The sequence below is a fragment of the Rheinheimera sp. KL1 genome, from assembly GCF_001275035.1.
GTDB lineage: Bacteria > Pseudomonadota > Gammaproteobacteria > Enterobacterales > Alteromonadaceae > Pararheinheimera > Pararheinheimera tangshanensis.
Map to the genome: position 1 here is coordinate 106,768 of NZ_LAMX01000019.1, position 26,228 is coordinate 132,995.

A 26,228-nucleotide genomic window follows, 5' to 3' on the forward strand; every position below is an offset into this window, starting at 1 on the left:
TGCATATGAGTTCAGTAATCACAGGTAATTTTGGTTATCAGCCGACGGCGACTGCCGCTGTGGCTAATGGTGCAGCCGAGCTGAACAAAGTTAAGAATAGTTCTGAGGCAATTCAAATACAGGGTACAACAAAAGCAGAACCTCAAGAGCAGGTACAGCAGAATGTTACTCTGGATGAATTAGGGGAAGCCGTTGAGAATATCAATCAATTTGTGAATTCTCAGGGGCGTACTTTAAATTTTTCTGTCGATGAAGAATCAGGCAAGCCTGTAGTTAAAGTCATTGATTTTGAAACTAAAGAGGTTATTCGTCAGATCCCATCTGAAGAAGTACTTACTATGGCAAAGGCAATCAAGAGATTACAGGAAGATCTTGGTTCTGCGACAGGTTTGATGTTCGATAAAACGATATAAGAGAGGATGAATCATGGCAATCCGGTCGTTAGGTGCTGCATCAGGGCTTGACCTAGAAAGTCTTGTAACACAGTTAGTTAAAGTGGAGCGGGATAGTAAAGTAAGCCGTCTGGACACAACGAAAAAGGAGCTTGATTCAACTCTTTCTGGTTTCGGTAAATTAAAGTCCGCCTTGACTAAGCTCAAAGATGCTTCAGTTGCGTTGGGCGAAGATAAGCTCAGATCCAGAACCACAACAATAAAACAACCCACTGACACTAAGACCTACCTGGAAGCGAAATCCAGCGGTACAGCTGCTGCCGGTAATTTCGACATCAAAGTAAAGTCTATAGCCACAGGGAGCAGAATCGAAAGTCCTGATAACGCATACAGCGGCGCCAATGCTGTAATCAGCACCACTGCAGGCAAGTTAACTTTTGAAGCTGGTGGTAAAAGCTTTGACGTCGATGTTAAAGCAAACATGACCCTAGATGACTTTCGTAAAGCGTTAAACAGCGCGACAGGAAATTTTGGTGTAACGGCTAACATTATCAATGCAGGTGATGGAACCGGTACAAAATTAGTTTTGAACTCCTCTATCACCGGTGAAGGTAATGATCTTAAGATCAGCAATAACAATGCTGCACTGGATGCATTATCAACTGTAGCTAATGGTAGTACGATAGATGGCTCTGGTGGGCTAGAGGTTGCCATTGGTGCAGGTGACGCTGAAGTTGAGATTGATGGTATCAGTGTAAAAAGTAAAACCAATACTTTTACTAACGCTATTCAGGATACTGAATTAAAAGTGCTAGCTGTGACACCCACAGACAACAATGCCACTTTGACTATAGCGACTGACAAGAAAGCAGCGGAAGAGAAAATTCAGGCATTTATCACGGCCTATAATGCGTTGATCACTGAAGTAGATAGTTTAACCAAGAATCGTACTCTGGGTGACGATGGCAAAACAGTTCTCTCCGAGGGAGGAGCTTTAAGCGGTGACCCTATGGTTCGTAGTATTATGAATCAAGTTACAAAAAGCTTAGGTGGTGTTTTTTCATCTGGCGGCGCAGCGCTTAATAACTTGTACGCTTTAGGAATCACACTGAATGATCAGGGCAAGATGGAGATTTCCACATCTACTTTATATGGTGGAGACTCGGGTCGTACACGTTTTAATAACGCACTTGAAAATAATTATGACACAATTGCAGATTTGTTTGGGGGCACTAATGGTATAAGTGAATCACTAGATGACCTGATTTCTCAGTTCACGGCTCGAGACGGTCTATTAGTGAATAAAGAGGACTCACTTAAAGCACAATTAAAGAAAAATACTAAAGATCGTGACGCCTTTGACCGATATATAGAAAGTTACGAAGAAACATTAAGGCAGCGTTACGGTGCTCTTGATTCGACACTAGGTCAGTTACAAAGCACTTCAAGCATGTTGGTATCGCAACTTGCATCGTTACCTAAATATAATTAACAGGAACTTTCTATGAGTTATGGCATTAAAGCTTACAAATCCGTTGGAATTAAAGACGATTTGGCCGTTGCAGATCCGCACCGCATCATCCAGTTATTGATGCAAGGCTCACTTGAAAATATGGCTAAAGCTAAAGGAGCTATGGAGCGTAAAGATTTTGCAGAAAAATCCAAAACGGTCTCAAAGGCCATGAGTATTATCTCTGCATTACAACATTCACTAGATATGGATGTAGGCGGGGAGGTTTCAGATAATCTCTGGGCTTTATATGATTTTATGGTGAATCATTTGATTGTTGCTAGCAGAGAGAATAGTCCCGCTAAAGTGGATGATGTTATAGAGATAATGCTAAAAATTAAGTCTGGCTGGGACTCTATCCCAATGGAAGAAAGACAGAAAGGTTTTCAGCTGTTGGCTGAACGACAAGAGCAAGTACCTCGGGCATCTGCTTAATGTGTGACCTTAAAGCTCATATAGATAGTAAACGTGAGCAAATATCTGCCATTCTTTTAACCGAAAATTACTCAGTTGAAGAGTTTTCGGTTTATTGGCAGGAGTTTCATTCCCTCCTTGCTGAGCTCTGTATTCAACTAGCACAAACACCTGAATTAGAAATTATATTGGCAGATAACTTGCAATGGGTTAGCCTTGTTACTGAGAAAATCAACTTTGAACGAAATCGAGTTGCTAAAGCAATATTGCAATTACGAAAGGGAAAAGTTGCTAACCAGCGCTATGGCGATAATAACTAAGCGGGTTCAAAGCCTTTATGTTGAAATATATAAATTATCAGATCCTGGATAATGCCGAAGAGCAAAATGAGCTGGAAAAAAAAATGTCCGGGATCATTGCTAGAAATATTCGTCAAAATGTTGACGCATTCCGAACATATATACCCAGCATGGTTAGCGTTATTAATCAGCATAAAATTCAGCAATACTCATTGTTTTGTACCAAAGACTTTGAACTTAACATAGTAGACTTTGCAACAGGTCGTGTATTTTATAGTAGTGATGTTAAGCAAGATGTTTTGCAGGAAGTCGAACAATTCTATACTCATGCATCTTACTTCAATATTAAAACTAATCCTGATTCTAAGGGGTGGAATAGTCAGTGCCTACCTCACAATATAGATGTATTAATTGTATTCGGTTTAGGTCTGGGTTATCACATAAATGAGCTTTTACTTAATTGCAAAATAAAATATCTAATTGTTTATGAGCCGAGTGCAGATATTTTATTATGTTCTGTCCAATCGAATGATTGGTTACAGTTACTTGAGCGAGCTCAAAACACAGAGACTCGTGTCTTCTTGCAAATTGGATCCGATGCAACCTCATTGCCAGCTGAGTTAGAAGAATTATTAGCATTTGAGTCTGATCTTGACCAGATTTTTGTCTACAGGCATCAATTTCATCCTGTTATGGATGATGTTATCCGTTACTTGTTTAGCTCTTCTGGTAATAAATCAAAGCTTTTACAGAAGTCACACCTATTTGACTCATACACTAATTATAATGATTATGTGTCCGAACGTTCAAGTAATACAATAGGGTCATATAGTCCAACTGTTTATGAAAAGATTTCAGCTCAGAAACTTTATGAAAAAAATATCGCGGCACTTGAACGTTTTTATCCAGAAGTTCATAAAGCAATGCTTAACTATAAAGCGTCATCTTGGTCATTGGTGCAAGATGGCAAAGGTGAGCCTAATTTGTATCATGAAAAACGCAACGCGTTGTTCCATCATGATTCTATTTCTGAATATTCTCACCTAGTAGATTATTTTATAAATCACCCTTTTAGAGACGATATTATAGTAAACCAGTCTCCTGGCGGAAAGCTTTATAAATATTTGCATTATAAAACTGTAGCTAGGATACAACCACTTATTGGTGAGGCTTTAAATAGACAAGGGAAACTACCAAAGGATGTTGATAATCTAATAATTTTTGGTGTGGCTTTAGGTTTACATATCCAGAGCTTAACTGAGTCGCATCAGATCAAAAACTTATTCATATGTGAGCCTAACTTAGATTTTTTTGCTGCAAGTCTATATGTCACTGATTGGGATAGTATTTTTAAAAAAGCGGACGAAAATGAATACAGAATTTATCTCAATCTTGGCGGTGATGGAAGTCACTATTTCTACGATCTTATGTCGCAATTTTATCAAGTAGGTGCCTATTCGATAGCAAACACTTACATGCTAAGCACCTATTACAACACAGGGATGCAGAAGGCTATTGGCAATCTGCGCTCTGAGCTTAAAGTTGTTCTTGCGCTTGGAGAATATTATGACCATGCCCGATACGGTATTGCGCATACATATCATGGACTGAAGTCTGACAATCGATATTTAAAAGATAATAATGAAGACTATGGAAAAAGTCTTGCGTTATCTTTACCTGTTTTTATCGTGGGAAATGGGCCTAGCTTAGATGCTAACTTAGACTATATTAGAGAATATAGAGAGCACATAGTTCTCATAAGTTGTGGAACAGCGTTGCGTTCTCTATACAAAAATGGAATTAGACCAGACTTTCATGCTGAGATTGAACAAAATAGAGCTACATTCGATTGGATTAGTTTGATTGATGATAAAGACTATCTCCGACAAATCCGTTTGCTTAGCGTCAATGGTATACACCCTGATACATCTGCGCTATTTAAGGAAACATTGCTTTGTTTTAAAGATGGTGAAGGTTCGACTTATGTATTTAATAACGGATTGAAAAAGATAGGCCTACAAAGCGCCTCTTTATCATACGCATACCCTACAGTAACTAATTTAGTTTTAAATTACTGCTTGAAATGGGGATTTGAGTTATTTTACTTGTTTGGTGTTGATCTTGGCTTTACAGATATTAAGCAGCATCATTCTAAACACTCTGCTTATTACAAAAATAATGGTGAAGAGATATATGACTATCAAGTCCACCATGGAGGTGGTATTCCTTCACCAGGTAATTTTGAGTCATTTGTATACACCAAACCTGAATTCGATGTGTCTAGAAAGCTGCTTGAGCAAGCTATTGATAACGTCGGTAGAAAAGTTTATGTATTTAATTGCAGTAATGGCGTTAAGATAAAAAATACATCACCACTTAAGGCTGAGAATATACTTTTAACACACCAAGTTTCTGGCATATCTCAATTAATTGATGATTTAGTTTCATCGTCGTTTCATACGATGCCTGATTTTGCTGCTGATCAAATTATAAGTGACTTTAGTGTTGATGCTTTCAAACAAACTATATCAGAGTGGTTGGCTTTATTAAAGAAGGATATTAATAATCAGCACGAAGCTAAAACATTATTATCAGAACAATGGAAGCTACTTAGAACGAAAGGTACTGCTAGTGATGATATAACTTTTTTCTTGTTCCATGGTAGTGCCAATTATATTTCCGGTGTATTGACAAAAATAGCAGCTAATATAAGTGATGATGTGAAATCTAGCCAAAAATTTGTTGAGACTTTTAATAAGGTGCTTGCAATCTGGAGAGATTATTTGAATGAAGGTGCAGAGGACTACGTTGCAAGACCACTTATTTGCGATAAAACTGAAGTCGCATCAATGTTTGCAGGCGTGTCATAGATTTTCTAATCTGTAATTTTTTTAGTATACAATCCAAAGAGGCTGCTCAATGAAGCTTAGTGTGATAATACCAGCATACAAGTTAGCACCTTACATCCATGAATGTTTATTGAGTCTTCTTGCCCAGCGGACAAATTTTGATTTTGAAGTTGTGGTTTGTGACGATGCTTCACCAGATAATACCTACGATTTAATCAGTTATCTGCAATCAGCCTTCAGTAACCTGATTGTACTACGCAATGAGGTAAATCTGGGGTTAATAGGCACTATGCGCCGACTGCTAGAAACAACTAAGGGGCAGTATATTGCGTATGTGGATGGCGATGATGTCGCCTTACCAGGAAAGTTACAGCAGCAGGTCGATTATCTGGATGAACACCCAGGTTGCAGCATGGTTTATCATGAGTCAGATATGTTCGATAGTGCAACAGGTCAACGTTTGAAGTTGTATTCCCAAGATTACTACAACTATCACTATATTCCGCAGCAAGCTGATATTACTCATTTGATTCGCTATACAGTCTTTTTGCAGGCCAGCAGCGTCATGTTCCGTCGCCACGCTTCTTTAACACAAGCGTTACAGCATGACTGCAAGATTATTTGTGATTTCCCATGGCATATTATGAATGTTGGTTTATTGGGGGGGAGCATAGATAGACTGGATGCAGTATTGGGGCGTTACCGCATTCATAGCAATAGTTTTGGTGCACAGACACAACAGAATCATCAGCGTCGATTAAAAGTTACTGAAGAATTGGCTTCAGCCTGTCGTCTGGGTGAGCAGTTTGGCGTAGCAGAAGACATTGTTCAATTTGGTGTCAATCATGTGTATTTTTCTGCTGCATTGTATTTTTTGAGAGCAGATGAACCAGAGTTATTTGTGCAAATGTTAGAATTATCAGCGGTAAACTCTCAGTTTTTTGACGAACGTCATAGCCTTATTTATAAACAGCGTCATCAGCTTGATCAAGTAAAACAACTGCTGGGATGGTCATCATGAGTAATTATGATGCTATTGTCGTTGGTGCTGGCTTTTCTGGCGCAGTGATGGCTGAGCGACTTGCCAGTCAGTTAGGCTGGCAGGTGTTAGTTCTGGAGCAGCGTAATCATCTTGCCGGTAATTGCTTTGATAAGACTGATAACAATGGCATTCGCATTCATCAATATGGTCCGCATTTATTTCACACAAATAAGTCGGATGTTTGGCAGTATTTGTCACAATTCACAGAATGGCAGCCTTACGAGCACAAAGTGCAGGCTAGGGTTGGTGATATGCTGTTACCGCTACCCTTTAATTTAAATTCATTGTATCGGTTGTATCCTGCAGAGACTGCACAGAAGTTGGAGCAGCTTTTAATACAACGTTATGGTGCTGGTAGCAAAGTATCTATTCTGCGTTTAAAGCAGACTGATGAACCTGAATTGCGTCAACTGGCTGATTGGATTTATCAGAATATTTTTGTTAATTACACCATGCGGCAATGGGGCATCAAGGCTGAAGATATAGCACCAGAGGTACTTGAAAGGGTTCCAGTAGTGCTTAGTCGTGACGACAGGTATTTTCACGATCAATATCAAGCTATTCCTATTGATGGTTATACGGCTCTGATTGGTAAATTATTGTCGCAGCCAGGCATTGATATTCAATTACAACAAAATGCACTGCAAAGGCTAAAGCTGGCGCAAGGGAAAATTTGGCTGGACGGGGAGCCTTTTAAAGGCAAGTTGATTTATACGGGAATGCTGGATCAGTTGTTTTCTTATCAATTTGGTGAGCTGCCTTATCGCTCTTTACAGTTTGAGTTTAAGCAATTGGATTTTCCATACTTTCAGACTTCGACCACAGTTAACTATCCAAATGAAGATTCTTTTACCCGTATTACTGAGTTTAAACATATCCTTGGCGAGCAGTGCAGCAGCACTACTATTGTTACTGAATACCCTCAGGATTACGATAAAAACGATCCGAAGAAAAACATACCTTATTATCCGGTATTTACTGCGGATAATGAAGAAAAGTTTGGACAATACAAAGTGCTGGCAGCTCAATACCCTCAGCTAATCCCGCTTGGCCGACTGGCAGAGTATAAGTACTTTAATATGGATGATGCTGTATCGAATGCTTTGCAATTATTTAATCAACATATAAAAAATGACAGCCAATATGCAAAATAAAAAAGTGAAGCTTTCTAGATTTACTCGTGACTTAGACTTGAGCGATGCTGAGGTAAAATCACTAATTGATGCCTCTATCAAGGATGAACAACGGGAACATTGGCTTACGCAGGAAGACATCGATACTTTTCTTGAAAACTATAGGGTTAAAAGAAACATTACTTCAAATAAGTGTTATATGCTTCCCGACTATATGGATTTATCAAATGTTCGCTGGTTGGTGACTTTAAAAAAGCTTTATCAAATGCCAGTTGCTAATCCTGCGTCTTTATCTCCAGCTCAAGGAGAATTGTTAAAAGCAATATTAGCAAATATTTCTGCGAAAACAGTTGTTGAGATTGGTTGTTTTATTGGCATATCAACGTTGTGGTTGGCAGCAGGTATGGCATGTTCTAATTTAAGAGGCCGGTTGTTCGCTATTGATACCTATGTACCAAAGTTTCCTTGGCCACCATTTCATTACTCATGCATTGTTGATCCTAAGTCCGTTATTGCTGACTCTGTTGAGCGTGCGGGATTTTCAGATATTATTCATTTGATAGAATCTGACTCTAAACGTGCAGCAAGTAATTTTGACTCATGGCTTGGTCATGATGAAATAGATCTGTTATTTATAGATGGTGACCACAGTATTGATGGATGTAGAGCTGATTTTGAATTGTACGCACCACGTGTAGCAGTTGGCGGTTATATTATTTTCCATGATATTTTTCCAAAGCATTGCGCTCATGAGGGGCCTAGATTTGTTCTTGATAATTTCATTATTAATACCCCTGAAGAATATCAATTTATTGAAGTAATAACAGCCCCTGCTAATTTTGGTATTGCTATAGTCAAAAAAATAAAGGTGTAACTGTGTATTCTTCGCAGCTAACAGCTTTAATGACAACCTACAACAGTTCTCAGTATGTCGTGGATACCATTAATAGCGTGTTAAACCAATCCCTTAGTAACTTTGATTTTGTTATTGTGGACGATGGTTCAACAGACAATACCGTTGATATTATCAAAAAATATAATGATTCAAGGATAAGGTTGTTTTGCCGTTCGGAAAATAAAGGAGTAGGTTATTCGCTTAAGGAGGCAATTGAGTATGTGCATACTCCCTATGTTATAAAAGTTGATTCTGATGATTTAAGCCACCCTGAAAGGTTCACAAGACAGCTTAGTTTTTTAATGAGCAACCCGGCAATTAGTCTGGTCAAGTCATACTTTGAGTATTTCGCCGATTCACCCGAAGTGGCTGCGAGCGAACGCTTTATTTCCCGTCAGCGAGATGCCTGTGAAATCAATAAAATCAATACCGAGGCACTGATCCGTGAGAATTTACCACGCTGGCTTTGCGTGGAGCATACAACTTATTGTGCCAGAACTGATGCGATAAAAGCCGTTGGTTATCCTGATCAGCGTTTGTGTGAAGACTATGCTCTGTTTTACCAGCTCCATCGGCACGGTTATCGGATGGATTGTCTTCCTGAGTATTTGGTAAAGATGCGATTGAGCAATAGCTCAGTTACAGCGGGCTTAACAACAGAACGCTTATACAGCTGGTTCAGTTACCTGTTTGAGCTTAAAAAAGAACGTATTCTTCAGTTGTTGGGCGGGAGGGCATCGCTTGCTATTTATGGTAGTGGTGGATTAGCCCGTTGTATGCACCAGGTTCTGACTGCACAAGGAATTCAGGTTACGAATTTTATCGAGCAGACAACCAAGCCCGATGTTTTGGTGAACGGACAGTTGCTTCCAGTTAAAGCCCTCAGGGATTGCCTTCAGCAAAGAATATTAATTGCTGCACAGCCCGTCAGATTACAGTTAGTGCAGCAACTGACAGATTTTGGATTAGTCGAATGGCATGATTTTATGGTAATAGCTTAAGTGGATGTTATAGCTAATTAGTGACCTGATTATGAAAAATAAAGCAGCAGTTATTGTAGATGAATTTACTCTAGAGAATTTAAAAGATCATTGGCTGCTCTATCAGGTTGATTTTCATGATTCTTTAGAGTTGATTGAACAGTTCAAGCCAAACTTACTTTTTGTAGAATCGGTTTGGAATGGGGTGAATGGCTCCTGGCGAGGTTTGTTCGGTGCAAAAAGCAGAAAACTGCAACAACTAGTTGAATTCTGTAAGCAGCATGCTATCCCGACCGTATTCTGGAACAAAGAAGACCCTGTACATTTTGATGATTTTACTGAGCGCTGCGATATAGCAGGCTGGTTCGACTTTATTTTTAGTACTGAGTTAGATTGTGTCGGCGATTATGCTACAAGGTATCCGAGAAGTCGCTGTTTTGTGCTGCCTTTTTTTTACAACGAGAATAAGTACACAGCAAAGACTGTTAAAAATAAATCAGGCTATTTTTTTGCTGGCACTTACTATAAAAAGTTTCCAGACCGAAATATCGCTTTTGATCAAATAGTAGCCTACCTTGAAGGGCAGAATACATCAATTAGTATTTATGACCGAAATTATGGTACCGGTCAAAAAGATCTGGAATTCCCAGATCAATACAGCCAATTTATCAAAGGCAAAGTTGAGCCTGGTGAAATGGTTTCTGTCTATCAAGACTACCAATATTGTATCAATTTAAACACTGTGCAGAATGGGCAAACTATGTTCGCTCGCAGAGTGATTGAAAGTTTAGCTTGCTCCACCCCTGTGCTTAGTAACTATTCTCGAGCTTTAGATGTACTATTCAACAGTCAGAGGCGCTTTATTGCCAACAATATTGTTGAATATCAACCCAAGCATTGTTCTGCTGCTCTCGAAGGGCTTACTAGTCAAAATGCCATTTCTTTCATTGAATCCATTGTACTCAGCTCTGTTCTTCCAACAGAAGGCATTATTGCAGCATTAAATCTACAAGCTGGATATGAACGAATTACCCTAGAGTCGTTCGAACATACCGTTGCATTTATAGAGCCGAAGGTAAATCGGGTCGAACTTACTTGCCGCCTTGAGGCTGATACCTTGTACATTCAATCCTATCTCATGGCTGAGCAGCACGGATACATTAATTTCGCCAATGAGTTTGATGTTCAGCACAAAAGTCATGTCCATTTTTTGTTTGAGTCAAGCTCCTCCTTAGCGTTATTAGATATTTGGCTTTTAGATGCGCAAGGAGAGATTGTTTTTCGAAATATATATAGCCGTACACAGGACATATCTATTGGTGTTCCCTCTGATGCTTTTACCTTGAAAATTGCGATACGTGTTGCTGGTGCTCATCTAGATTTAGTTTGTAAATTGGCTTTAGGTAAAAAAATTAAAATTCCAAAGTGTATTATTCCATTAAACGAAAATTACTGCGTTGTTCGAGGAGATCTTACTGCGCTAAATGACAAGTTAAGTCATTTATGCCTAGCAAATACAGAAGTTTTATATTATACCGGTAATGACTTTGATTTTTCTTACCAAATAGTTCAAGGATATTCTGTAATTGTGGGTGGTGATCTAGTTAAATCAGCGGTTGAAGCTGGCCGTATTGCCTGTTGTTATTCACTTCAATGAGGGGATAATATTAAAATGATTTTACATGTTATGATTTTGGAAAAATTTCTTCCTCCCTTTATTGAATTTGTTGATAAAAATTTTGGACGGGGGGAGCATAAGTATGTATTTGTCACCAGCGAAAAGTACCTTTTTGGTTTAACGCCTGAACATGAAGTTGAATTTTTACATACAGATCATGATATTTTCGTAACTCTATCTGGATATATGCGACAGGCTAGGAAGATAATTTTGCATGGCCTGTGGCGAGACAAGGTTGACCTATTACTTTTGAGCGAGCCTGAATTTTGTCAGAAAAGCTATTGGATTATGTGGGGGGGCGATTTCTACTTTCCCTCTACACATAGTCGAAACCGGCATGAAGTAATTCAACGTATTGCTAATCTCATTACCTCTGCAACCAAAGACGTTGAGCTGGTTTATCGAGAGTACAAAGCAATAGGAAAGCATATTCCTTGTGTTTGCTATACTTCAAACATTTTTAATGGCAAATTGCAGTCCTTCGGCGAAGCTGACGCTCGAATCTTAGTTCTTGTCGGAAACTCTGCTACTGCTACAAACAATCATCTTGAAATATTTAACCGAATTCAACGCTCTACTCATAACGACAATATTCATATTTATTGCCCCCTCTCGTATGGGGATAAAGAATATACTAAAAAGATAACAGAGGAAGGAGAGAGAGTTTTTGGATACTCATTCACCCCAATTACAAGTTTTATGCATTACGAAGAATATTTAAGATTTCTTAATAAAGTCGATATCGCTATTTTTGATCACGAGAGGCAACAAGCATTTGGTGTTATTATACAGCTTCTTGGCTTTGGTAAAAAAGTTTTTATGAATGTAAATTCAAGTCTTTATCATGTTTTGAGTAACATGGGTATTACATTATATGATTCTTCGGCTATAGAGCTTTCATTAATAGATAAAGATGTTGGATCGCGTAATGCCGATTTGATTTCAAAAAATTACTCTGAGTCCGCCCTAGTTCGAAGTTTATCATCATGGATCTTTTGAAATGAAAAAAGTTGCAATAATACAGTCTAATTATGTTCCATGGCGAGGCTATTTTGGCATTATTGCATCGGTAGATGAGTTTATTTTGTACGATGAAATGCAATATACTCGTCGTGATTGGCGCAACAGAAATAGAATAAAAACCAACCAAGGCTCATGTTGGTTGACAATTCCGGTTGATGTAAAAGGTAAATTTCATCAGAGAATTTGCGAAACTAAGGTCGCGGGGCAAAACTGGAGAAAACAACACTGGCAAACGATAGTGCAGAGCTATGGGAAGTCAAAATACTTTTCTGACGTGTCAGGCTGGCTGGAGCCATTATATTTATCTAGTGATGCATTTATGCTTTCTGAAATTAACAAGCAGTTTATTAATGCCATTTGTTGTTATCTGAATATCACCACGTATATTTCACAATCGTCAGACTATGATTTAGTTGATGGAAAATCTGAGCGATTAGCCGACTTATGTCGTCAAGCTGGAGCTCAAGTTTATATGTCTGGTCCTGCAGCTAGAGGTTATATTGATGAGGCAGTATTTCAAAAGGAAAACATTCATTTGCAATGGGCCGATTATAGCTACATGAAGCCTTACGAGCAGCTTTGGGGGGATTTCGATCCTCATGTGAGTATTTTAGATTTACTGTTTAACTGTGGCCGTGCAGCGATAGATTACTTAAAGCTTGAGTCTGAGTAGCGTTTGCTCTGGAAGGAAAAGATGAAGAATACTATTGTCAGCCAAATATCTGAGTATTACAGCGAAAAACTCAATCGGCACGGTGAAACGCCGCAAGGTGTGGACTGGAATGGAAGCGAAGGCCAGTATCTGCGTTTTGAAAAGCTGATGCAGCTAGTCAATCATCCTCAGTACTTTAGTATAAATGATATCGGTTGCGGCTACGGAGCTCTTTATGAGTATCTTCAAGCGACATATAAAACGCTGGAATATCGTGGTGTTGACGTTTCTGCAGATATGATTGAAGCGGCGAAGCGGCGATTCGCGAATTGCCAAAATGCTAGTTTTTTTCATTTAAGCATCCCTGATGAGATGGCTGATTATAGTGTAGCTAGTGGCATATTTAATGTGAAATTTGCTAATAAAGAATCTGATTGGCATTCATATATCCTAAGTACATTGCGCCAGATGAATAGTTACAGTGCTAAAGGTTTCGCTTTTAATTGTTTAACTTCATTTTCTGATAAAGAGAAAATGAGAGATGACCTTTACTATGCAGACCCTTGCTATATGTTTCAGTTTTGTAAAGAGAACTTCAGCCGTAATGTAGCTTTACTCCATGATTATAACCTGTTTGAATTTACTATCCTTGTGAGGAAATCATGAAAAAAAAACTGGTGATATTTGGCTCCGGAGATATAGCGCAACTTGCACATTATTATTTTACTGAAGATAGTGACTATGAAGTCGTCGCCTTTACCGTTGATAGGGAGTATAAAACTGAAGACACCTTCTGCGGTTTACCTGTTATTGCTTTCGAAATGCTGCAATCTGTATACAGTGCTAATGATGTTAGTATCTTTGTGGCGCTTAGTTATTCCAAACTTAACTCAATTAGAAAAGAAAAATATTTAATGGTTAAAAGCTTTGGTTATATGCTTGCAAGTTACATTAGTAGTAAAGCGACAGTATTAAATAACTGGAAGATCGGCGAAAACTGTTTCATTCTTGAAGATAACACCATTCAACCGTTTGTTGAGATTGGTAACAACATTACGCTTTGGAGCGGTAATCATATTGGTCATCATTCTGTTATCCGCGATCACACATTTTTAGCATCGCATATTGTGGTATCGGGAGGTGTTATTATTGGTGAGCAGTGCTTTATCGGTGTTAATGCCACATTACGTGATCACATAAGCATTGGTGAACGCTGTGTTGTAGGTGCTGGCGCTTTGCTACTGGGAGATGCTGAAGCTGATGGTGTTTATAAAGGCTTGGCAACAGAACGCGCTGCAAGACCAAGCTCTGGGCTGCGAAAAATATGAAGCGTCAACCGGTATGGAAGAAACTTGGTTTGCTATATAGCCCATTGGATAAAATGCGGCATAAAAAACTTGTCAGCCATGCTGCTAATCCGCTAGCTGTTCACCTGCAGGATGATGTATTCCGGATCTATTATAGTGGTAGAGATGATCAAAACCGCTCATCTGTGGGGGCTGTTGATATTGATATTGTTCGTCAGGTTGTTATCACTGATCATGACGAGCCTTTCTTTTTGCATGGCCCACCAGGAAGTTTTTATGCCGACGGTGTTAGCATAGGCAATTGCTACAAGGTGGGTTCTAGGTGTTACATCCTTTTTATGGGGTGGCAGAATCCTGCTAACGACCACTGGCGCGGTGATATTGGCAAGCTGAGCATTATGTCTGATTATAGCCTAAAGCTGGCTCAGGAGGAGCCTATGCTTGATGCAGATTCTGTCGACCCCATCAGTTTATCTTATCCTTGGATAACGCAGACAGGACCGGAGCATTACGATATGTGGTATGGCTCAACATTAAGCTGGGATGGTGGCAATGGTGAGATGGTACATGTGATTAAACATGCAGTGTCGACTGATGGCACAAATTGGCGCAAGATGGGGTTGGCAGTACCTTATAAGCTAAATTTTGCACAGGCCTTCTCGCGACCGACAGTTATACAACACAGCTCTGGCGGTTTTGATATGTGGTTTTCGTATAGAAGTGGGCAGGGCCAAAGTTACCGTATTGGTTACGCCTATAATGATGGTGATGGTTGGCAACTGGCACTACAACAAAGTGGTATTACGGTGTCCGATCTCGGCTGGGATGCTGAAATGATTGAGTATCCTTTTGTTTTCATGCATAAAAATAATACTTATATGCTGTACAACGGTAATGGGTATGGCCGTACTGGTTTTGGTCTAGCTGTACTTACTTACACGTAATTGCAGGCGCCGGCAAATATCATCGACGGACTATTCGTTTTATTCTTTTTTTAACGCTAAATTAACATCGCAAGTTGCCTTCATAAGAAAAACTGAAAAAACAATAGCGACGAAGACTGGTGTATAGTTTGGATATGTTTTGCATCTTTCATGCTCATGTTTTAATGCAGCCTCTGATATTAATATGTAAGGATATATGATATGCAGATCTTGTTTAACAAACCCTACATCACTGGAAAAGAGCTTTACTATATAAGTAGAGCTCACGAAATGGGACGCTTGGCTGGAGATGGTGACTTTACGGCGAATTGCCATCATTGGATGGAGCAAAATTCTGGCTGTAGCAGGGCGCTACTCACACACTCATGTACTGCGGCCCTAGAAATGGCGGCTTTACTACTGAACATCCAGCCTGGTGATGAAGTCATTATGCCGTCTTACACTTTTGTTTCTACAGCCAATGCCTTTGTATTGCGCGGTGCAATTCCTATTTTTGTTGATATCAGGCCTGACACGCTCAATATTAATGAAAAACGTATCGAAGCTGCAATCACTTTTCGTACCAAAGCGATAGTTCCCGTACATTACGCTGGGGTTGCTTGTGAGATGGATGAGATTATGGCGATCGCAAGGAAGCACGACCTTTTCGTTGTTGAGGATGCAGCTCAAGGCGTGATGTCAAAATACAAGGGCAGAGCTTTAGGCGGTATCGGTGATCTTGGTGCTTATAGCTTCCATGAAACTAAAAATGTGATTTCCGGCGAGGGAGGGGCTTTACTAGTAAACAGACCAGATTTTGTGCGACAAGCTGAAATTATCCGTGAAAAAGGCACTGACCGTAGTCGCTTTTTCCGTGGCGAAGTCGATAAATACACCTGGCAGAGTGCTGGGTCTTCATTTTTACCGGGTGAATTAATCGCGGCGTTTTTATGGGCTCAGTTACAAGAGGCTGAAAGCATCACGCAAACTCGACTATCTGCCTGGAATTACTATCATGAATTGTTGGCCCCACTGGAAGCGTTAGGATTGTTGCGCCGACCAATAATACCAACTGAGTGTCAGCATAACGCTCATATGTATTATATTCTGCTGCCTGAGCAGAAAGATAGACAGTCTGTTATGGACGGATTAAAAGCACAGCAAATCAATACTGTATTTCACTATGTCCCGTTACACTCTTCCCCTGCCGGACAGCAGCTGGGGCGTGTGCATGGAAATATGACCAATACTGACGCCTTGTCAGCGCAGCTTATCCGTTTACCTCTGTGGATTGGAATAAGCCAAACACAACAAGAGCGGGTATGTTCTATCTTGGATAATTTACTAATGAATCCTTGAGTTTTGATTATGGTCGAGCTTGCGCTCTGCACTTTGTGTTTAAGTTATGGCATGCCTGAGTTGATGGACTTATTAATCACTAAGTTTATTTGTCTTTCTTGTCTGAATAAAAATCTCGTTTGTTGCAATGCATAAATTAATTTTGCCAGTAGCGCGGGTACCGCATAATCACTTTGGATTTTCTTGATTTTTCGTTGAGTGTATAGCTTCGTCAGATCGATAAAACTTACATCCTGATGCTGGCTGATATGTTGCAGTAGGTTTGGAGTAGTGGTCCACTTCAGAGTGGCTAGGCCAGAGGTGGGACGGCGTAAAAGCGTTAAATAGATTCTGGCAAGCCTTAGATTCATCTTCGGCATAAATGGCAGCAGGTAATGAGGTTCGTACCAGCTTCTATAGTCAGGTGCCTGCAGTTTAAGCTTCCCGCCAGGCTTTAATACCCTGAGCATTTCATCTATACATTTCCCTACGTCCTGGACATGTTCCAGTGTCTGATAAGATGTCACATAATCGAAATAGTTATCTGGAAATGGCAGGGCTTCACCTACACCCTGCACTATCCTTTCGTTGTACCAATAAGGATAATTATTGGCTTTGACCTTTCTTTTGATATAGTCCAGTTTCCATGTTTCTGGTTCGACCCCGTACACATCATAACCTTTGTGAAGACCATACAGTACAAATGTACCGACGCCTGCCGCCATATCTAGTATTTTCCCGTTGTGATCCTGATGCGACTCGACTTCTTTCCAGCGCCCGTTATCTGCATGATCATCATGCCAATTACTCGCCACATACAGAAGATAGCTCTGATCTTTAAGGCCAAAATGTTTTGTACCATCTTCGGTTATTTTTTCTAAAAGAAACTGCTTTAAATCATTCATTGTAAGTGCTTACCTCTGCCTAATGTGTCCGCGGTAGCGGAGGGATTTATTTAGATATTATTGCTTACCAGGGCATTTTCCAGATGCTTTTTTTGAAAAAGATCTTGCAGAGAAGGTGCTGCATTTTGTTGACGATACTGTCCTTCAAGGTGAGTATACTAGCTCTGCTAGAGCTATTTTTGCGGGCAGATTTTCTACCGCAGTTCTGTTCCTATACCTGTATCAGATAAGTCCCAGTATATTTCATTAATGTAAGTACTGACGATAACAATATGTTTGTGATCCATGCCTTTCAGTTCTGTTAATGTGATGAATTCTTAGCCCTAAAAGATAGTGGCTTTTTTTTGTAATATCGCTATCGAGGAAACCAAGAACTTGGTATTTGAGCAGTAAAGCCGGTAAGAATTTCAGAGCCTTACTACCTGTGCCATATATGTATCTGTTGCATTATAAGTATGTCCTGCTTCGTAGTATTATTGCCCGAATCCGACAAATTAAAGAGCGATGTCAGGTTATCGACCCATTTATTTGCTACTTTAACGTTATTTGCCTGACTCAGTAACTAACATTTAGCCATGCTCTAAGTAGACTAATGTCAAATTGCGGCCCTTTACAAAATCCGCAGAGAATGACAATAGAACAGTGTTTTTCTCATCACAGTGAGGAAATTCTGTGACGATGTCATCAATACGTGAAAATGCCTGCAGATAAAAACGTTGATCAAGTTAAATTATTGATAGCTTATCAAAAACAAAAAGATACTCGACAACATATCAGCAAATTTTCTGCTTTCATTAAGCCGTACTACCAGCATCCACAGTAATCACTGTACCAGTGATAGCAGCAGCCTGCTCGCTAAGCAAATACAATACTGCGCCAGCAGCATCATCCGTAGTCGCCAGCCTGCCCAGTGGGCTGCGGCGTTTGACGCTTTCCAGCTTATCGCCTTGCAGGCTATTGGTCATGTCAGTTTGCATATAGCCGGGCGCAACGCAATTCACGGTAATACCAGCTTTGCCAACTTCTCGCGCCAGCGATTTGCTGAAACCTTCCAGTGCGGCTTTACTCGCGGCGTACACACTTAATCCATTAAAACCAGTTCGGGCGATAATAGATGAAATATTAATGATACGTCCGCTCTGATTTAGCAGCATTGGCCTTGACAGATATTTGCTGAGCAGAATAGGGGCCTGCACGTTAATATTTAGCAGACTGGAGATTTCACTGTTGTGCATGGTTGCCAGCACACCGTCATACCCGACTGCTGCATTGTTAATCAGCGCATAAGGACGACCGTATTGTTTTACCAGCGCGCCGCAAAGGGTTGGCAGCTGTTCCAGGTCGGCCAGATCTACAGCAGTAAAATGCAGTCTTTTATCGTTATGCAGCTGCAGTTGTTGCAATTCGTTCGAAAAGGTACGGGCAACTGCAAGTACTTCATAACCTGCAGCAAGTAGTTGGCGGCAAATAGCTAACCCCAGACCTCGGCTGGCGCCGGTAACAATCACTAACTTAGCCATGAGGCTCCTTTCTGCTCAATTTGCCAGTGGCATTCGTGCTTAAGCTGCCAACAAAGTTAAATCGGGTGGGGATCTGGTAGCGTTCCAGTTGCTGCTGACAATGTTCAAATAGTAAGGGTTGCAGTTTCGACCGATCAGCGTTAGCGACCACAACAATATCCGCCACCACCAACTGGCCAAGCACACTGCTGGCTCTGGCGTAGACTTTGGCCTGTAATACATCCGCTATTTGCAATAAAACCTGCTCTACCTGTTCAGGGTGTACTTTATTGCCACCAACATTAATGACGCCACTGTCACGGCCCAGAAATTGTACGCGATCACCTTGAATATGAACCAGATCTCCGGTATCCAGATAACCTTCGCTATCAAGACGTTTGGCGAGGTTGCTATCTGGCGTGTGAGGAGGTTTTAGCCAAAGGTGTTGTTGTCCGTCAATTTTAAATGCCAGGCCACTATGATTGGTACCTAACCAGCTTAGCGGAAAACCAGCCTGTTGATCAGAAACAGCAAAGCCCACGCCTACTTCTGTCGAAGCATAAATATGTAATATACGGGCGTAAGGAAACAAAGCAGATAGCTTGTTCAGCAAAGCCTGATCGGCAATTTCGCCACCTAGTGTCAATTGGATAAGGGGGAGTTGATGCAAGCGACCTGTCATCAGCAATTGACGCCATAACGAAGGTGTTGCTGACAATGCTGTAACACCTGAACTTAACATCATCTCTATACGCTGTTCTGCATCACCACTGCTGCAATCGCTGATACAGGCTCCAGACATCATACTTTGCAGCAATACCTGCAAACCGGCAAAGCGGGTGGGTTGATAACATAGTCCCCAATGCAGCGTGCTTTGATCAACCGATATCTTTACCGCGCGGCTTAAGCTGGCAAAAGTATGTGCAATCCATTTAGGTGTTCCGGTAGTGCCCGAAGTTGCCAGATACCAGCGGGTTTCCTGGCTACCGACAGTTGAGTGCATTGCAGAGCGCTGTTTAACTGAGGTTTCACTGGGCCAGTGTTGAACCAGCTCCGGTAAATCCAGATCAGTTTCAGGTAACAGATACAAGGCGCTGCTCCAGCCATCAAATGCCAACAGTGCCATAAGAAACTGTGGCAGAGTCGTGTAGTGTAAAGCTATTGCCTGTTGCTGTAACTGTGGATACTGCTGACGTATTGCTAAGGCGCCTGCAATGAGTCGCTGGTAGCTGACCGGTTCGCCACTGGTCAGTGCTGTATCACTGTAATTTGCTTGCTGTAATTGTTGCAGCAGATCCATTATCTATTCGTTCCCGTCCTGCTGTGCCTGACGATAAATAGTAACGAATTCGGCAAAGGTGCGCGGATAAACAGCAATCTGCATTTGGCTGAAGGGGTCAATGCCCAGATCTTCTTCCAATTGGGCGACCAGCATGGCAAAGCCAAGAGAATCAAGACCACTTTGAAGCAGTACTGTGTCATCGGTGATATCAGCTATCAGCTTGCAGTTGGCGATAGTGGCTACCTGAGCCAGAGTATTACGGATAGTTTGTTCCAGTTTCACGGTATCAATCAGCCCATTAAGTAAATTGAATAAGATCGGCGGCAGCACAGATTTGTTTGGGCAATCTCGCCAATACCCTAGTGCGATTTTTCCGCCATTCATCAAGTTCATAGCTGAAAACATTAACCACATAAGGTTCATCGTTACGCATTTGACCCGGTCGGTCTGGCAGGGGCTGATAGCCAAAAAATACATGCATCCTTACGACACTTTGGTTAAAGGATAACACTTCGGCATAAAGACTGCTTAGCTCGATTTGAGTGGCGGCATAGTCCAGCGCTGCAATTTCAAGCAATAAACCTGAACCTGGCCAGACATCGGTTTCGCCGAGATAACAGCCCCATTCGATCACTCCCTGACTGCGTTGGCTGAAGTTTAATACGCCTATAGGTCGAGCGTTCTGTTTAAAGATAAATACTTGCCGGCTTTCATCAGATTGCAGCTTATCAAACCAACTTAAATGTTCTTCCCAACTGATAGGGGCATCATTGTGCATATTGCGCCGAATTTCACTCTGGTTACGCCAGCCCCATACTCTTTCTAAATCTGCAGCGGTTAAAGCGCTAAAATGGCTTATCGGATAAGTTTTGATGCCAGTCATAAACTTACAAATACTCCCAGCTCATTGCAGTACCTTTTTTCGCTGATTTTTTAATGGGTTTACCCAGTAGCATTGGCAGATATTTCGGCTCCAGTCCAAGTCCAGGGCGGATGGAACGCAGGTTTTGCGGTGTGAACATATCGCCAGCCTGCATATCTTCGGCGATGTACAGCGAACGGCGGAACTTGCGTGACGCTTGTTCTTTTTCTGTGCCACCATAAGTCACTTTCCCCAGAGCAACTGCAGTGCGTTTGCATTCCTTGACCAGGGCACTAAATTCTTCCGGCTCAAGCGAGAACTCTGCATCGACTCCACCTTCAGCTCGATCCAGAACAAAGTGTTTTTCAATCACGGTTGCACCCAAAACTACACTTGCGACTGCAACACCAATGCCAGCTGTATGGTCAGATAATCCTACCTGGCAATCAAATAAAGTAGCCATATGGGGGATGGTAGCCAGATTGGCGTCAACTGGGTCTGCCGGGTAATGGCTGGTGCATTTTAATAAAATCAACTGTTGGCAGCCGTTGGCACGTAATACAGCGACTGATTCTGACAATTCAGTTTGTGTAGCCATACCTGTTGACATAATTACTGGTTTGCCAGTTTTGGCAACAGCTGCCAATAACGCGTGGTCGCTGTTTTCAAAAGAGGCAATTTTATAACAAGGCACATCCAGAGATTCTAAAAAATCCACTGCGGTTAAGTCAAAAGGGGTGCTAAAAGCCAGCATGCCATGGCTTTTGGCCCGCTCAAAAATAGCTTGATGCCAGTCCCATGGTGTGTAGGCAATCTGATACAGCTTATACAAGGTAGTGCCGTGCCAGAGGCTGTTTTTATCTTCGATATAAAACTCGCCTGTGTCTATATCCAGCGTCATGGTGTCGGCTGTGTAGGTTTGTAACTTAATGGCCTGAGCGCCGGCTGCAGCTGCTGCATCTACCATCGCCAGCGCTTTATCCAGCGACTGATCATGATTGCCGGACAGCTCCGCAATAATCAAAGGTGGATGAGAAGGACCTACAGTATGCTGGCCTAACTGAATATCCTGAAAAGCTGCTTTGCTCATCTGTGTTTTCCTGTACTACTGCGGCCTTAATTCAGGGCCTGAAATTCTGTGTTAAGTCGCTCTACAATCGCAGCGCAACCGCCGCCTTGTGGCACCAGTTGTCTGGCATTGTCTGACATTTGTTGCAACTGCTGTGGATTCTCCAGTAGCCGTTGCACAGCTCTGGTTAATTGAACTGCTGTTAAATCTTGCCCTTGTCCAAGATAACCACAGACACCGGCTTCGACCAGAGATAAAGTGCTGGCGAGCTGATTTTCTTCCAAAGTCACTACTAAAGCTGGTAATGCCAAAGCACAGCGCTCCCAATGAGTGGAACCTCCGGCTCCTATCATTAAGCTGGCCTTACTCATTAATTCCGCCATATGGGGTGTTTGAATATGCAGGCTAAAACGAGCATCTTCAGCGCAACGTTCTTCAACCTCAACCCTATGTGGATTGGCAAGTCCTATCACTATATCGGCAGCAAAGTCAGTTTTCTGAAGTTGTTGTAAGGCCTTTATCGTCAGACTGGTTAAATTCAGCTCGTCTGTGCCGCCATAAAAGACTAAAAACTGCAACGTATTTGTGTCCACTACACGCAGAAACTGAGCAAATTCCGGTCGCAGCAATACATAAGACGGGCCTAACCATTGTTGAGCCTCTTTATTGACTAGCTTGTCGTAGCGACTGTGCAGCTGTGGATAGAGGTTTTGATCCAGCAAATAATCGCACTGATGCGCTCTGTTGGCCAAATCATCAATCACCAAAAGCTTTCGATAAAAGCCCGTCATGGCCAGTTCAAATGTTTTGGACAAGCCGTAGTGATCAATTACCAGCAGATCAACAGCCGCTGGTAGTTGCTCATTAAGCTCCTCCGCATCCTGCTCTTCTGTTACGCCTAACCATGCAGCATAACCTGTTGCTTGGGTCTCTGGAGGCTGTTTTAGTGTAATAACGTCAAAACTCTGGTCCTGTAGCCACTTAATTAAATGACCCGAATGTGCCCGACAGGCAAACTGTACTTGCCAGTTCGATTGCTGCAAGGCTTTAGCTAAGGTCAGGCAACGCATCAGATGGCCTGAACCTATCTCTGCGGATGCATCGACCCGAAATAGCGCTGTTCTGCGGACTGTCATGGCTGCCTTAATAGCTGTTGCTGTAGTAATTGATGCAACAACTCTGCACGAAGCCAGTCGTCTGCTGTGTCTATATCTTGCACTAAATGCTGTGGCAGTTCATACAAATAAGAGCTTTCTGAAAACACTGGTTTTGCGTCCAACCAACTTTGAGTGCGGCCACAATAAAACTGGCCGGCATCGTGAAAGGTTTCAGGCAAATCCTGTGAGCGTTTTGGAATAGAAGCAGGGTCTACAGGCTGAACTCGGCCTTGTTCGGTGCGGTACAAAGCGCGCTGAATAGGAAAACTAAAACGACAGCCTGAGAAGACATAGTCCAAAGCGGGATCTTGTTGTAATTGGAGCATGGCCTCTTTTAGCATCTGTGGCTGAAGCAAGGGGGCTGTGGCATAAATACAGGCAACTAATTCAAGGGGAAGTTGTTGTTGAAGTGCCCAGCTGATTGCATGATGCACTACGGCTGAGGTGCCTGTGTGATCATCAGATAATTCAGCAGGGCGGATAAAAGGAACTTTGGCACCAAAACTTTGCGCCACAGCTGCAATTTCTGCATCATCGGTCGATACCCACACTTCATCAAAAACGCCGGATAACAAAGCGGCTTCAATAGACCAGCCAATCATAGCTTTGCCGTTAAAGTCTTTAATGTTTTTACGCGGAATACGTTTACTGCCGCCGCGTGCCGGAATAATGGCCAGTCGCATCCGTTACTCCTTACAGGCGTCCTGCAACGCCACAGCTACTTGTTGCTGCTGCTCAGCTGTTAAGTCAGCGTATAAAGGCAGGCTAATAATCCTGCTGTAAAAAGATTCAGCATGCGGAAAATCTCCCCACTGGAACCCCAAATTTTGATAATAAGGCTGGGTATGAATAGGAATGTAATGCACATTGACGCCAATACCAGCGCTGCGCAGTGCTTCAAATACAGCTAAACGGCGGTTTTCATCATGTAATTGAATAATATACAGATGCCAGGCGGATTGTCCTGCCGGGCATTCCTCTGGCAAATCCAGCGGTAAGTTTTGCAATAAGTTGCGGTAACGGGCAACGGCTTCAAGGCGCTTTGCCACAAAAGCATCCAGCTGTTTCAGCTGACTTAAACCCAAGGCGGCCTGAAGGTCGGTCATGCGGTAATTCAGGCCTAATTCGACTTGCTGATAGTACCAGGGTCCATGGCTGACTTCGGTCATATCGTCCGTATTGCGGGTAATACCATGGCTGCGCAATAGCTGCATGCGGGCAGCCAAAGTTAAGTCTTTAGTCAACGCCATACCGCCTTCGGCTGTAGTAATGATTTTTACCGGATGAAAGCTAAAGACAGTGATATCACTGAATTGGCAACTGCCAATCTTTTGCTGTAAATAGCGCCCGCCAATGGCATGAGAGGCATCTTCAATAATACGAATACCATAGGGTTTACATAGCGTCGAAATCTGTTGCATAGCACAGCTATGTCCCGCCAGATGCACAGAAATAAGTACTTTAGGTAAGGTATTGTTGGCCGCTGCTTGTTGTAATTTTGCGGCTAAAGCTCTGACCGAAATCAGCCCGGTGTCAGGTTCCACATCGACAAAATCAACTTTGGCCCCACAATACAAAGCACAGTTGGCGGAAGCAACAAAACTGATAGGGCTGGTCCAGACTCTGTCACCCGCTTTGACATCTAATGCCAGACAAGCGATATGTAAAGCCGAGGTGGCGCTATTGACTGCTACTGCATAAGGCACTTTACAATAACTGGCAAGCGCGTGTTCAAAGGCTGGCACAGCAGGACCTTGGGTCAGAAAGTCAGATTTGAGCGTATCGACGACGGCTTGAATATCCTCTTCACTTATCGACTGTCTGCCATAAGGGATCATAACATCGCGTCTCTGTTGAAACTTTCCAGCTCTTCGAGGGTTAAAAAGTGCGGGTTTTTATCCGATACATACTCAAATCCTGGCTGAACCAGTTTGCCCTTTTCTTTTAGGGCATTGACGGTGAAGTTATTGCTTCTGTTGGAGAATTGGATAGAGGGAGCTATCACATAATGGTCATCGTATTCATAAGTGTTATACGACATATCACCTGGGCACATCATCTCATGTAGCTTTTCACCAGGACGAATGCCTACTTCTTTGATAGGTAAATGCGGCGCTATAGATTTGGCTAAATCAACAATACGGATTGATGGTATTTTGGGTACGAAAATTTCTCCACCCAGCATACGTTCGAAATTCTTTAACACAAAATCGACGCCCTGCTGCAGACTGATCCAAAAGCGAGTCATCTCCAGATGAGTTAAGGGGATATGGTCTGCGCCTTTTTGTTTTAGCTGCTCAAAAAACGGTACTACGGATCCACGAGAGCCAACCACATTGCCATAACGCACTACGGAAAAGCGTGGTTTGCTGCCACCAGAAATATTATTAGCTGCAACAAAGAGCTTGTCTGATGCAAGTTTGGTGGCGCCGTATAGGTTGATAGGATTTGCTGCCTTATCTGTCGAAAGTGCTATGACTTTTTCAACGTTATTTTCAATGGCTGCATTAATTACATGCTCGGCGCCATTGATATTGGTTTTAATGCATTCCATTGGGTTGTATTCGGCAGCTGGGACTTGCTTCAGCGCTGCGGCATGAATGACATAATCGACACCACGCATGGCACGAATTAAGCGTTCCTGATCCCGCACATCGCCTATCAAATAACGCATACAGGGCGCATTAAACTGTTGCTGCATTTCGTATTGTTTTAATTCATCTCTGGAATAGATGATAATTTTGTTGGGTTTGTACCGCTCCAGCAGTGTTTGGGTGTATTTATGGCCAAAAGAGCCAGTGCCACCTGTAATAAAGATATTTTTGCCGTCAAACATAAGCGCCCCTGATATGTCATAAAACTGACAGTCATATTGGATCTGTACCCACTGTAACAAACCTTAGCATAATTTATTCCACTATTAAAAAATCCTTTTTATATAGAAGCTTAGCTACAGATCATTCAGCTATCTTTTTGCTGGCTAAAAAAAGCTCAGTTTAAGGCTTGGGCACTCAGGTGA

Annotated in this window: 26 protein-coding genes; 16 read left to right on the plus strand and 10 right to left on the minus strand. The window is 41.8% G+C overall.

The genetic code is table 11. The annotated features are described in order from the left end of the window. Window positions 1-5: 5 nt before the first annotated feature. The 16 genes from WH43_RS10190 (at window position 6) to rffA (ending at window position 16,456) form a co-directional block, all read left to right on the plus strand. Window positions 6-413, plus strand: a complete 408-nt coding sequence (locus WH43_RS10190) for a flagellar protein FlaG (protein ID WP_053424498.1) — start codon at window positions 6-8, stop codon at window positions 411-413. 13 nt (window positions 414-426) lie between these two features. Beyond that, window positions 427-1,884 (plus strand): flagellar filament capping protein FliD, encoded by a 1,458-nt coding sequence (gene fliD, locus WH43_RS10195; RefSeq protein WP_053424499.1) that lies wholly within the window; start codon window positions 427-429, stop codon window positions 1,882-1,884. A 12-nt stretch (window positions 1,885-1,896) separates the two neighbouring features. Next, window positions 1,897-2,337 (plus strand): flagellar export chaperone FliS, encoded by a 441-nt coding sequence (gene fliS / locus WH43_RS10200; RefSeq protein WP_053424500.1) that lies wholly within the window; start codon window positions 1,897-1,899, stop codon window positions 2,335-2,337. Further along, window positions 2,337-2,636, plus strand: a complete 300-nt coding sequence (locus WH43_RS10205; RefSeq protein ID WP_053424501.1) for a hypothetical protein — start codon at window positions 2,337-2,339, stop codon at window positions 2,634-2,636. Before fliS ends, WH43_RS10205 begins: the two co-directional genes overlap by 1 nt. Before the next feature lie 17 nt (window positions 2,637-2,653). Beyond that, window positions 2,654-5,485 carry a 6-hydroxymethylpterin diphosphokinase MptE-like protein gene (locus WH43_RS10210; RefSeq protein WP_053424502.1) on the plus strand — a complete coding sequence of 944 codons (2,832 nt, stop codon included), beginning with the start codon at window positions 2,654-2,656 and terminating at the stop codon, window positions 5,483-5,485. A 49-nt stretch (window positions 5,486-5,534) separates the two neighbouring features. Continuing rightward, complete coding sequence (locus WH43_RS10215; protein ID WP_053424503.1) at window positions 5,535-6,485, plus strand: glycosyltransferase family 2 protein; 951 nt, start codon at window positions 5,535-5,537, stop codon at window positions 6,483-6,485. Continuing rightward, the gene (gene glf / locus WH43_RS10220) at window positions 6,482-7,660 is read left to right on the plus strand and encodes a UDP-galactopyranose mutase (protein WP_053424504.1); all 1,179 of its coding nucleotides are present in this window, start codon (window positions 6,482-6,484) and stop codon (window positions 7,658-7,660) included. The genes WH43_RS10215 and glf overlap by 4 nt, the downstream gene beginning before the upstream one ends. Further along, window positions 7,650-8,513 (plus strand): O-methyltransferase, encoded by an 864-nt coding sequence (locus WH43_RS10225; protein ID WP_286049656.1) that lies wholly within the window; start codon window positions 7,650-7,652, stop codon window positions 8,511-8,513. The genes glf and WH43_RS10225 overlap by 11 nt, the downstream gene beginning before the upstream one ends. Before the next feature lie 2 nt (window positions 8,514-8,515). Next, window positions 8,516-9,535, plus strand: a complete 1,020-nt coding sequence (locus tag WH43_RS10230; RefSeq protein ID WP_053424506.1) for a glycosyltransferase family 2 protein — start codon at window positions 8,516-8,518, stop codon at window positions 9,533-9,535. 31 nt (window positions 9,536-9,566) lie between these two features. Continuing rightward, a complete protein-coding gene (locus tag WH43_RS10235; protein WP_053424507.1) occupies window positions 9,567-11,171 on the plus strand; it encodes a glycosyltransferase family protein in 1,605 nt (534 codons plus the stop codon). Between the two features lie 15 nt (window positions 11,172-11,186). Beyond that, window positions 11,187-12,191, plus strand: a complete 1,005-nt coding sequence (locus WH43_RS10240; protein WP_053424508.1) for a TDP-N-acetylfucosamine:lipid II N-acetylfucosaminyltransferase family protein — start codon at window positions 11,187-11,189, stop codon at window positions 12,189-12,191. Window position 12,192: 1 nt separating this feature from the next. Next, window positions 12,193-12,888 carry a WbqC family protein gene (locus WH43_RS10245; RefSeq protein ID WP_053424509.1) on the plus strand — a complete coding sequence of 232 codons (696 nt, stop codon included), beginning with the start codon at window positions 12,193-12,195 and terminating at the stop codon, window positions 12,886-12,888. A 21-nt stretch (window positions 12,889-12,909) separates the two neighbouring features. Next, entirely contained in the window at window positions 12,910-13,533 is a 624-nt protein-coding gene (locus WH43_RS10250; protein ID WP_053424510.1) for a class I SAM-dependent methyltransferase, read from the plus strand. Continuing rightward, entirely contained in the window at window positions 13,530-14,195 is a 666-nt protein-coding gene (locus tag WH43_RS10255; RefSeq protein ID WP_053424511.1) for an acetyltransferase, read from the plus strand. Before WH43_RS10250 ends, WH43_RS10255 begins: the two co-directional genes overlap by 4 nt. Then, window positions 14,192-15,118: a glycoside hydrolase family protein gene (locus WH43_RS10260; protein ID WP_053424512.1), complete on the plus strand. Its 927-nt coding sequence runs from the start codon at window positions 14,192-14,194 to the stop codon at window positions 15,116-15,118. The genes WH43_RS10255 and WH43_RS10260 overlap by 4 nt, the downstream gene beginning before the upstream one ends. 201 nt (window positions 15,119-15,319) lie before the next feature. Continuing rightward, window positions 15,320-16,456, plus strand: coding sequence for a dTDP-4-amino-4,6-dideoxygalactose transaminase (rffA, locus tag WH43_RS10265; RefSeq protein ID WP_053424513.1), 1,137 nt, complete (start codon window positions 15,320-15,322; stop codon window positions 16,454-16,456). Between the two features lie 44 nt (window positions 16,457-16,500). On the opposite strand, the gene WH43_RS10270 is transcribed toward rffA, so the two are convergent. The 10 genes from WH43_RS10270 to pseB all read right to left on the minus strand — a co-directional run bounded on the left by WH43_RS10270 (window position 16,501) and on the right by pseB (window position 26,045). Continuing rightward, window positions 16,501-17,340 carry a class I SAM-dependent methyltransferase gene (locus tag WH43_RS10270; RefSeq protein ID WP_053424514.1) on the minus strand — a complete coding sequence of 280 codons (840 nt, stop codon included), beginning with the start codon at window positions 17,338-17,340 and terminating at the stop codon, window positions 16,501-16,503. 794 nt (window positions 17,341-18,134) lie between these two features. Next, complete coding sequence (locus WH43_RS10275; RefSeq protein ID WP_053424515.1) at window positions 18,135-18,860, minus strand: SDR family NAD(P)-dependent oxidoreductase; 726 nt, start codon at window positions 18,858-18,860, stop codon at window positions 18,135-18,137. Continuing rightward, complete coding sequence (locus WH43_RS10280; protein WP_053424516.1) at window positions 18,853-20,139, minus strand: AMP-binding protein; 1,287 nt, start codon at window positions 20,137-20,139, stop codon at window positions 18,853-18,855. The genes WH43_RS10275 and WH43_RS10280 overlap by 8 nt, the downstream gene beginning before the upstream one ends. A 3-nt stretch (window positions 20,140-20,142) precedes the next feature. Beyond that, a complete protein-coding gene (locus WH43_RS10285; protein WP_053424710.1) occupies window positions 20,143-20,403 on the minus strand; it encodes an acyl carrier protein in 261 nt (86 codons plus the stop codon). A 16-nt stretch (window positions 20,404-20,419) separates the two neighbouring features. Further along, the gene (gene pseH, locus WH43_RS10290; RefSeq protein ID WP_053424517.1) at window positions 20,420-21,004 is read right to left on the minus strand and encodes a UDP-4-amino-4,6-dideoxy-N-acetyl-beta-L-altrosamine N-acetyltransferase; all 585 of its coding nucleotides are present in this window, start codon (window positions 21,002-21,004) and stop codon (window positions 20,420-20,422) included. A 4-nt stretch (window positions 21,005-21,008) separates the two neighbouring features. Further along, window positions 21,009-22,073 carry a pseudaminic acid synthase gene (gene pseI, locus WH43_RS10295; protein WP_053424518.1) on the minus strand — a complete coding sequence of 355 codons (1,065 nt, stop codon included), beginning with the start codon at window positions 22,071-22,073 and terminating at the stop codon, window positions 21,009-21,011. A gap of 26 nt (window positions 22,074-22,099) precedes the next feature. After that, entirely contained in the window at window positions 22,100-23,188 is a 1,089-nt protein-coding gene (pseG, locus tag WH43_RS10300) for a UDP-2,4-diacetamido-2,4,6-trideoxy-beta-L-altropyranose hydrolase (RefSeq protein ID WP_053424519.1), read from the minus strand. Further along, a complete protein-coding gene (gene pseF, locus WH43_RS10305; RefSeq protein WP_053424520.1) occupies window positions 23,185-23,892 on the minus strand; it encodes a pseudaminic acid cytidylyltransferase in 708 nt (235 codons plus the stop codon). Before pseF ends, pseG begins: the two co-directional genes overlap by 4 nt. Window positions 23,893-23,895: 3 nt before the next feature. Then, the gene (gene pseC, locus WH43_RS10310) at window positions 23,896-25,047 is read right to left on the minus strand and encodes a UDP-4-amino-4,6-dideoxy-N-acetyl-beta-L-altrosamine transaminase (RefSeq protein ID WP_053424521.1); all 1,152 of its coding nucleotides are present in this window, start codon (window positions 25,045-25,047) and stop codon (window positions 23,896-23,898) included. Further along, the gene (gene pseB, locus WH43_RS10315) at window positions 25,044-26,045 is read right to left on the minus strand and encodes a UDP-N-acetylglucosamine 4,6-dehydratase (inverting) (protein WP_053424522.1); all 1,002 of its coding nucleotides are present in this window, start codon (window positions 26,043-26,045) and stop codon (window positions 25,044-25,046) included. Before pseB ends, pseC begins: the two co-directional genes overlap by 4 nt. Window positions 26,046-26,228: the final 183 nt, after the last annotated feature.

Coding starts and splice junctions, on each gene's coding strand:
- WH43_RS10190 (WP_053424498.1), top strand. CDS start 6: ATGAGTTCAGTAATCACAGGTAATTTTGGTTATCAGCCGACGGCGACT.
- fliD (WP_053424499.1), top strand. CDS start 427: ATGGCAATCCGGTCGTTAGGTGCTGCATCAGGGCTTGACCTAGAAAGT.
- fliS (WP_053424500.1), top strand. CDS start 1,897: ATGAGTTATGGCATTAAAGCTTACAAATCCGTTGGAATTAAAGACGAT.
- WH43_RS10205 (WP_053424501.1), top strand. CDS start 2,337: ATGTGTGACCTTAAAGCTCATATAGATAGTAAACGTGAGCAAATATCT.
- WH43_RS10210 (WP_053424502.1), top strand. CDS start 2,654: ATGTTGAAATATATAAATTATCAGATCCTGGATAATGCCGAAGAGCAA.
- WH43_RS10215 (WP_053424503.1), top strand. CDS start 5,535: ATGAAGCTTAGTGTGATAATACCAGCATACAAGTTAGCACCTTACATC.
- glf (WP_053424504.1), top strand. CDS start 6,482: ATGAGTAATTATGATGCTATTGTCGTTGGTGCTGGCTTTTCTGGCGCA.
- WH43_RS10225 (WP_286049656.1), top strand. CDS start 7,650: ATGCAAAATAAAAAAGTGAAGCTTTCTAGATTTACTCGTGACTTAGAC.
- WH43_RS10235 (WP_053424507.1), top strand. CDS start 9,567: ATGAAAAATAAAGCAGCAGTTATTGTAGATGAATTTACTCTAGAGAAT.
- WH43_RS10240 (WP_053424508.1), top strand. CDS start 11,187: ATGATTTTACATGTTATGATTTTGGAAAAATTTCTTCCTCCCTTTATT.
- WH43_RS10245 (WP_053424509.1), top strand. CDS start 12,193: ATGAAAAAAGTTGCAATAATACAGTCTAATTATGTTCCATGGCGAGGC.
- WH43_RS10250 (WP_053424510.1), top strand. CDS start 12,910: ATGAAGAATACTATTGTCAGCCAAATATCTGAGTATTACAGCGAAAAA.
- WH43_RS10255 (WP_053424511.1), top strand. CDS start 13,530: ATGAAAAAAAAACTGGTGATATTTGGCTCCGGAGATATAGCGCAACTT.
- WH43_RS10260 (WP_053424512.1), top strand. CDS start 14,192: ATGAAGCGTCAACCGGTATGGAAGAAACTTGGTTTGCTATATAGCCCA.
- rffA (WP_053424513.1), top strand. CDS start 15,320: ATGCAGATCTTGTTTAACAAACCCTACATCACTGGAAAAGAGCTTTAC.
- WH43_RS10270 (WP_053424514.1), bottom strand. CDS start 17,340: ATGAATGATTTAAAGCAGTTTCTTTTAGAAAAAATAACCGAAGATGGT.
- WH43_RS10275 (WP_053424515.1), bottom strand. CDS start 18,860: ATGGCTAAGTTAGTGATTGTTACCGGCGCCAGCCGAGGTCTGGGGTTA.
- WH43_RS10280 (WP_053424516.1), bottom strand. CDS start 20,139: ATGGATCTGCTGCAACAATTACAGCAAGCAAATTACAGTGATACAGCA.
- pseH (WP_053424517.1), bottom strand. CDS start 21,004: ATGACTGGCATCAAAACTTATCCGATAAGCCATTTTAGCGCTTTAACC.
- pseI (WP_053424518.1), bottom strand. CDS start 22,073: ATGAGCAAAGCAGCTTTTCAGGATATTCAGTTAGGCCAGCATACTGTA.
- pseG (WP_053424519.1), bottom strand. CDS start 23,188: ATGACAGTCCGCAGAACAGCGCTATTTCGGGTCGATGCATCCGCAGAG.
- pseF (WP_053424520.1), bottom strand. CDS start 23,892: ATGCGACTGGCCATTATTCCGGCACGCGGCGGCAGTAAACGTATTCCG.
- pseC (WP_053424521.1), bottom strand. CDS start 25,047: ATGATCCCTTATGGCAGACAGTCGATAAGTGAAGAGGATATTCAAGCC.
- pseB (WP_053424522.1), bottom strand. CDS start 26,045: ATGTTTGACGGCAAAAATATCTTTATTACAGGTGGCACTGGCTCTTTT.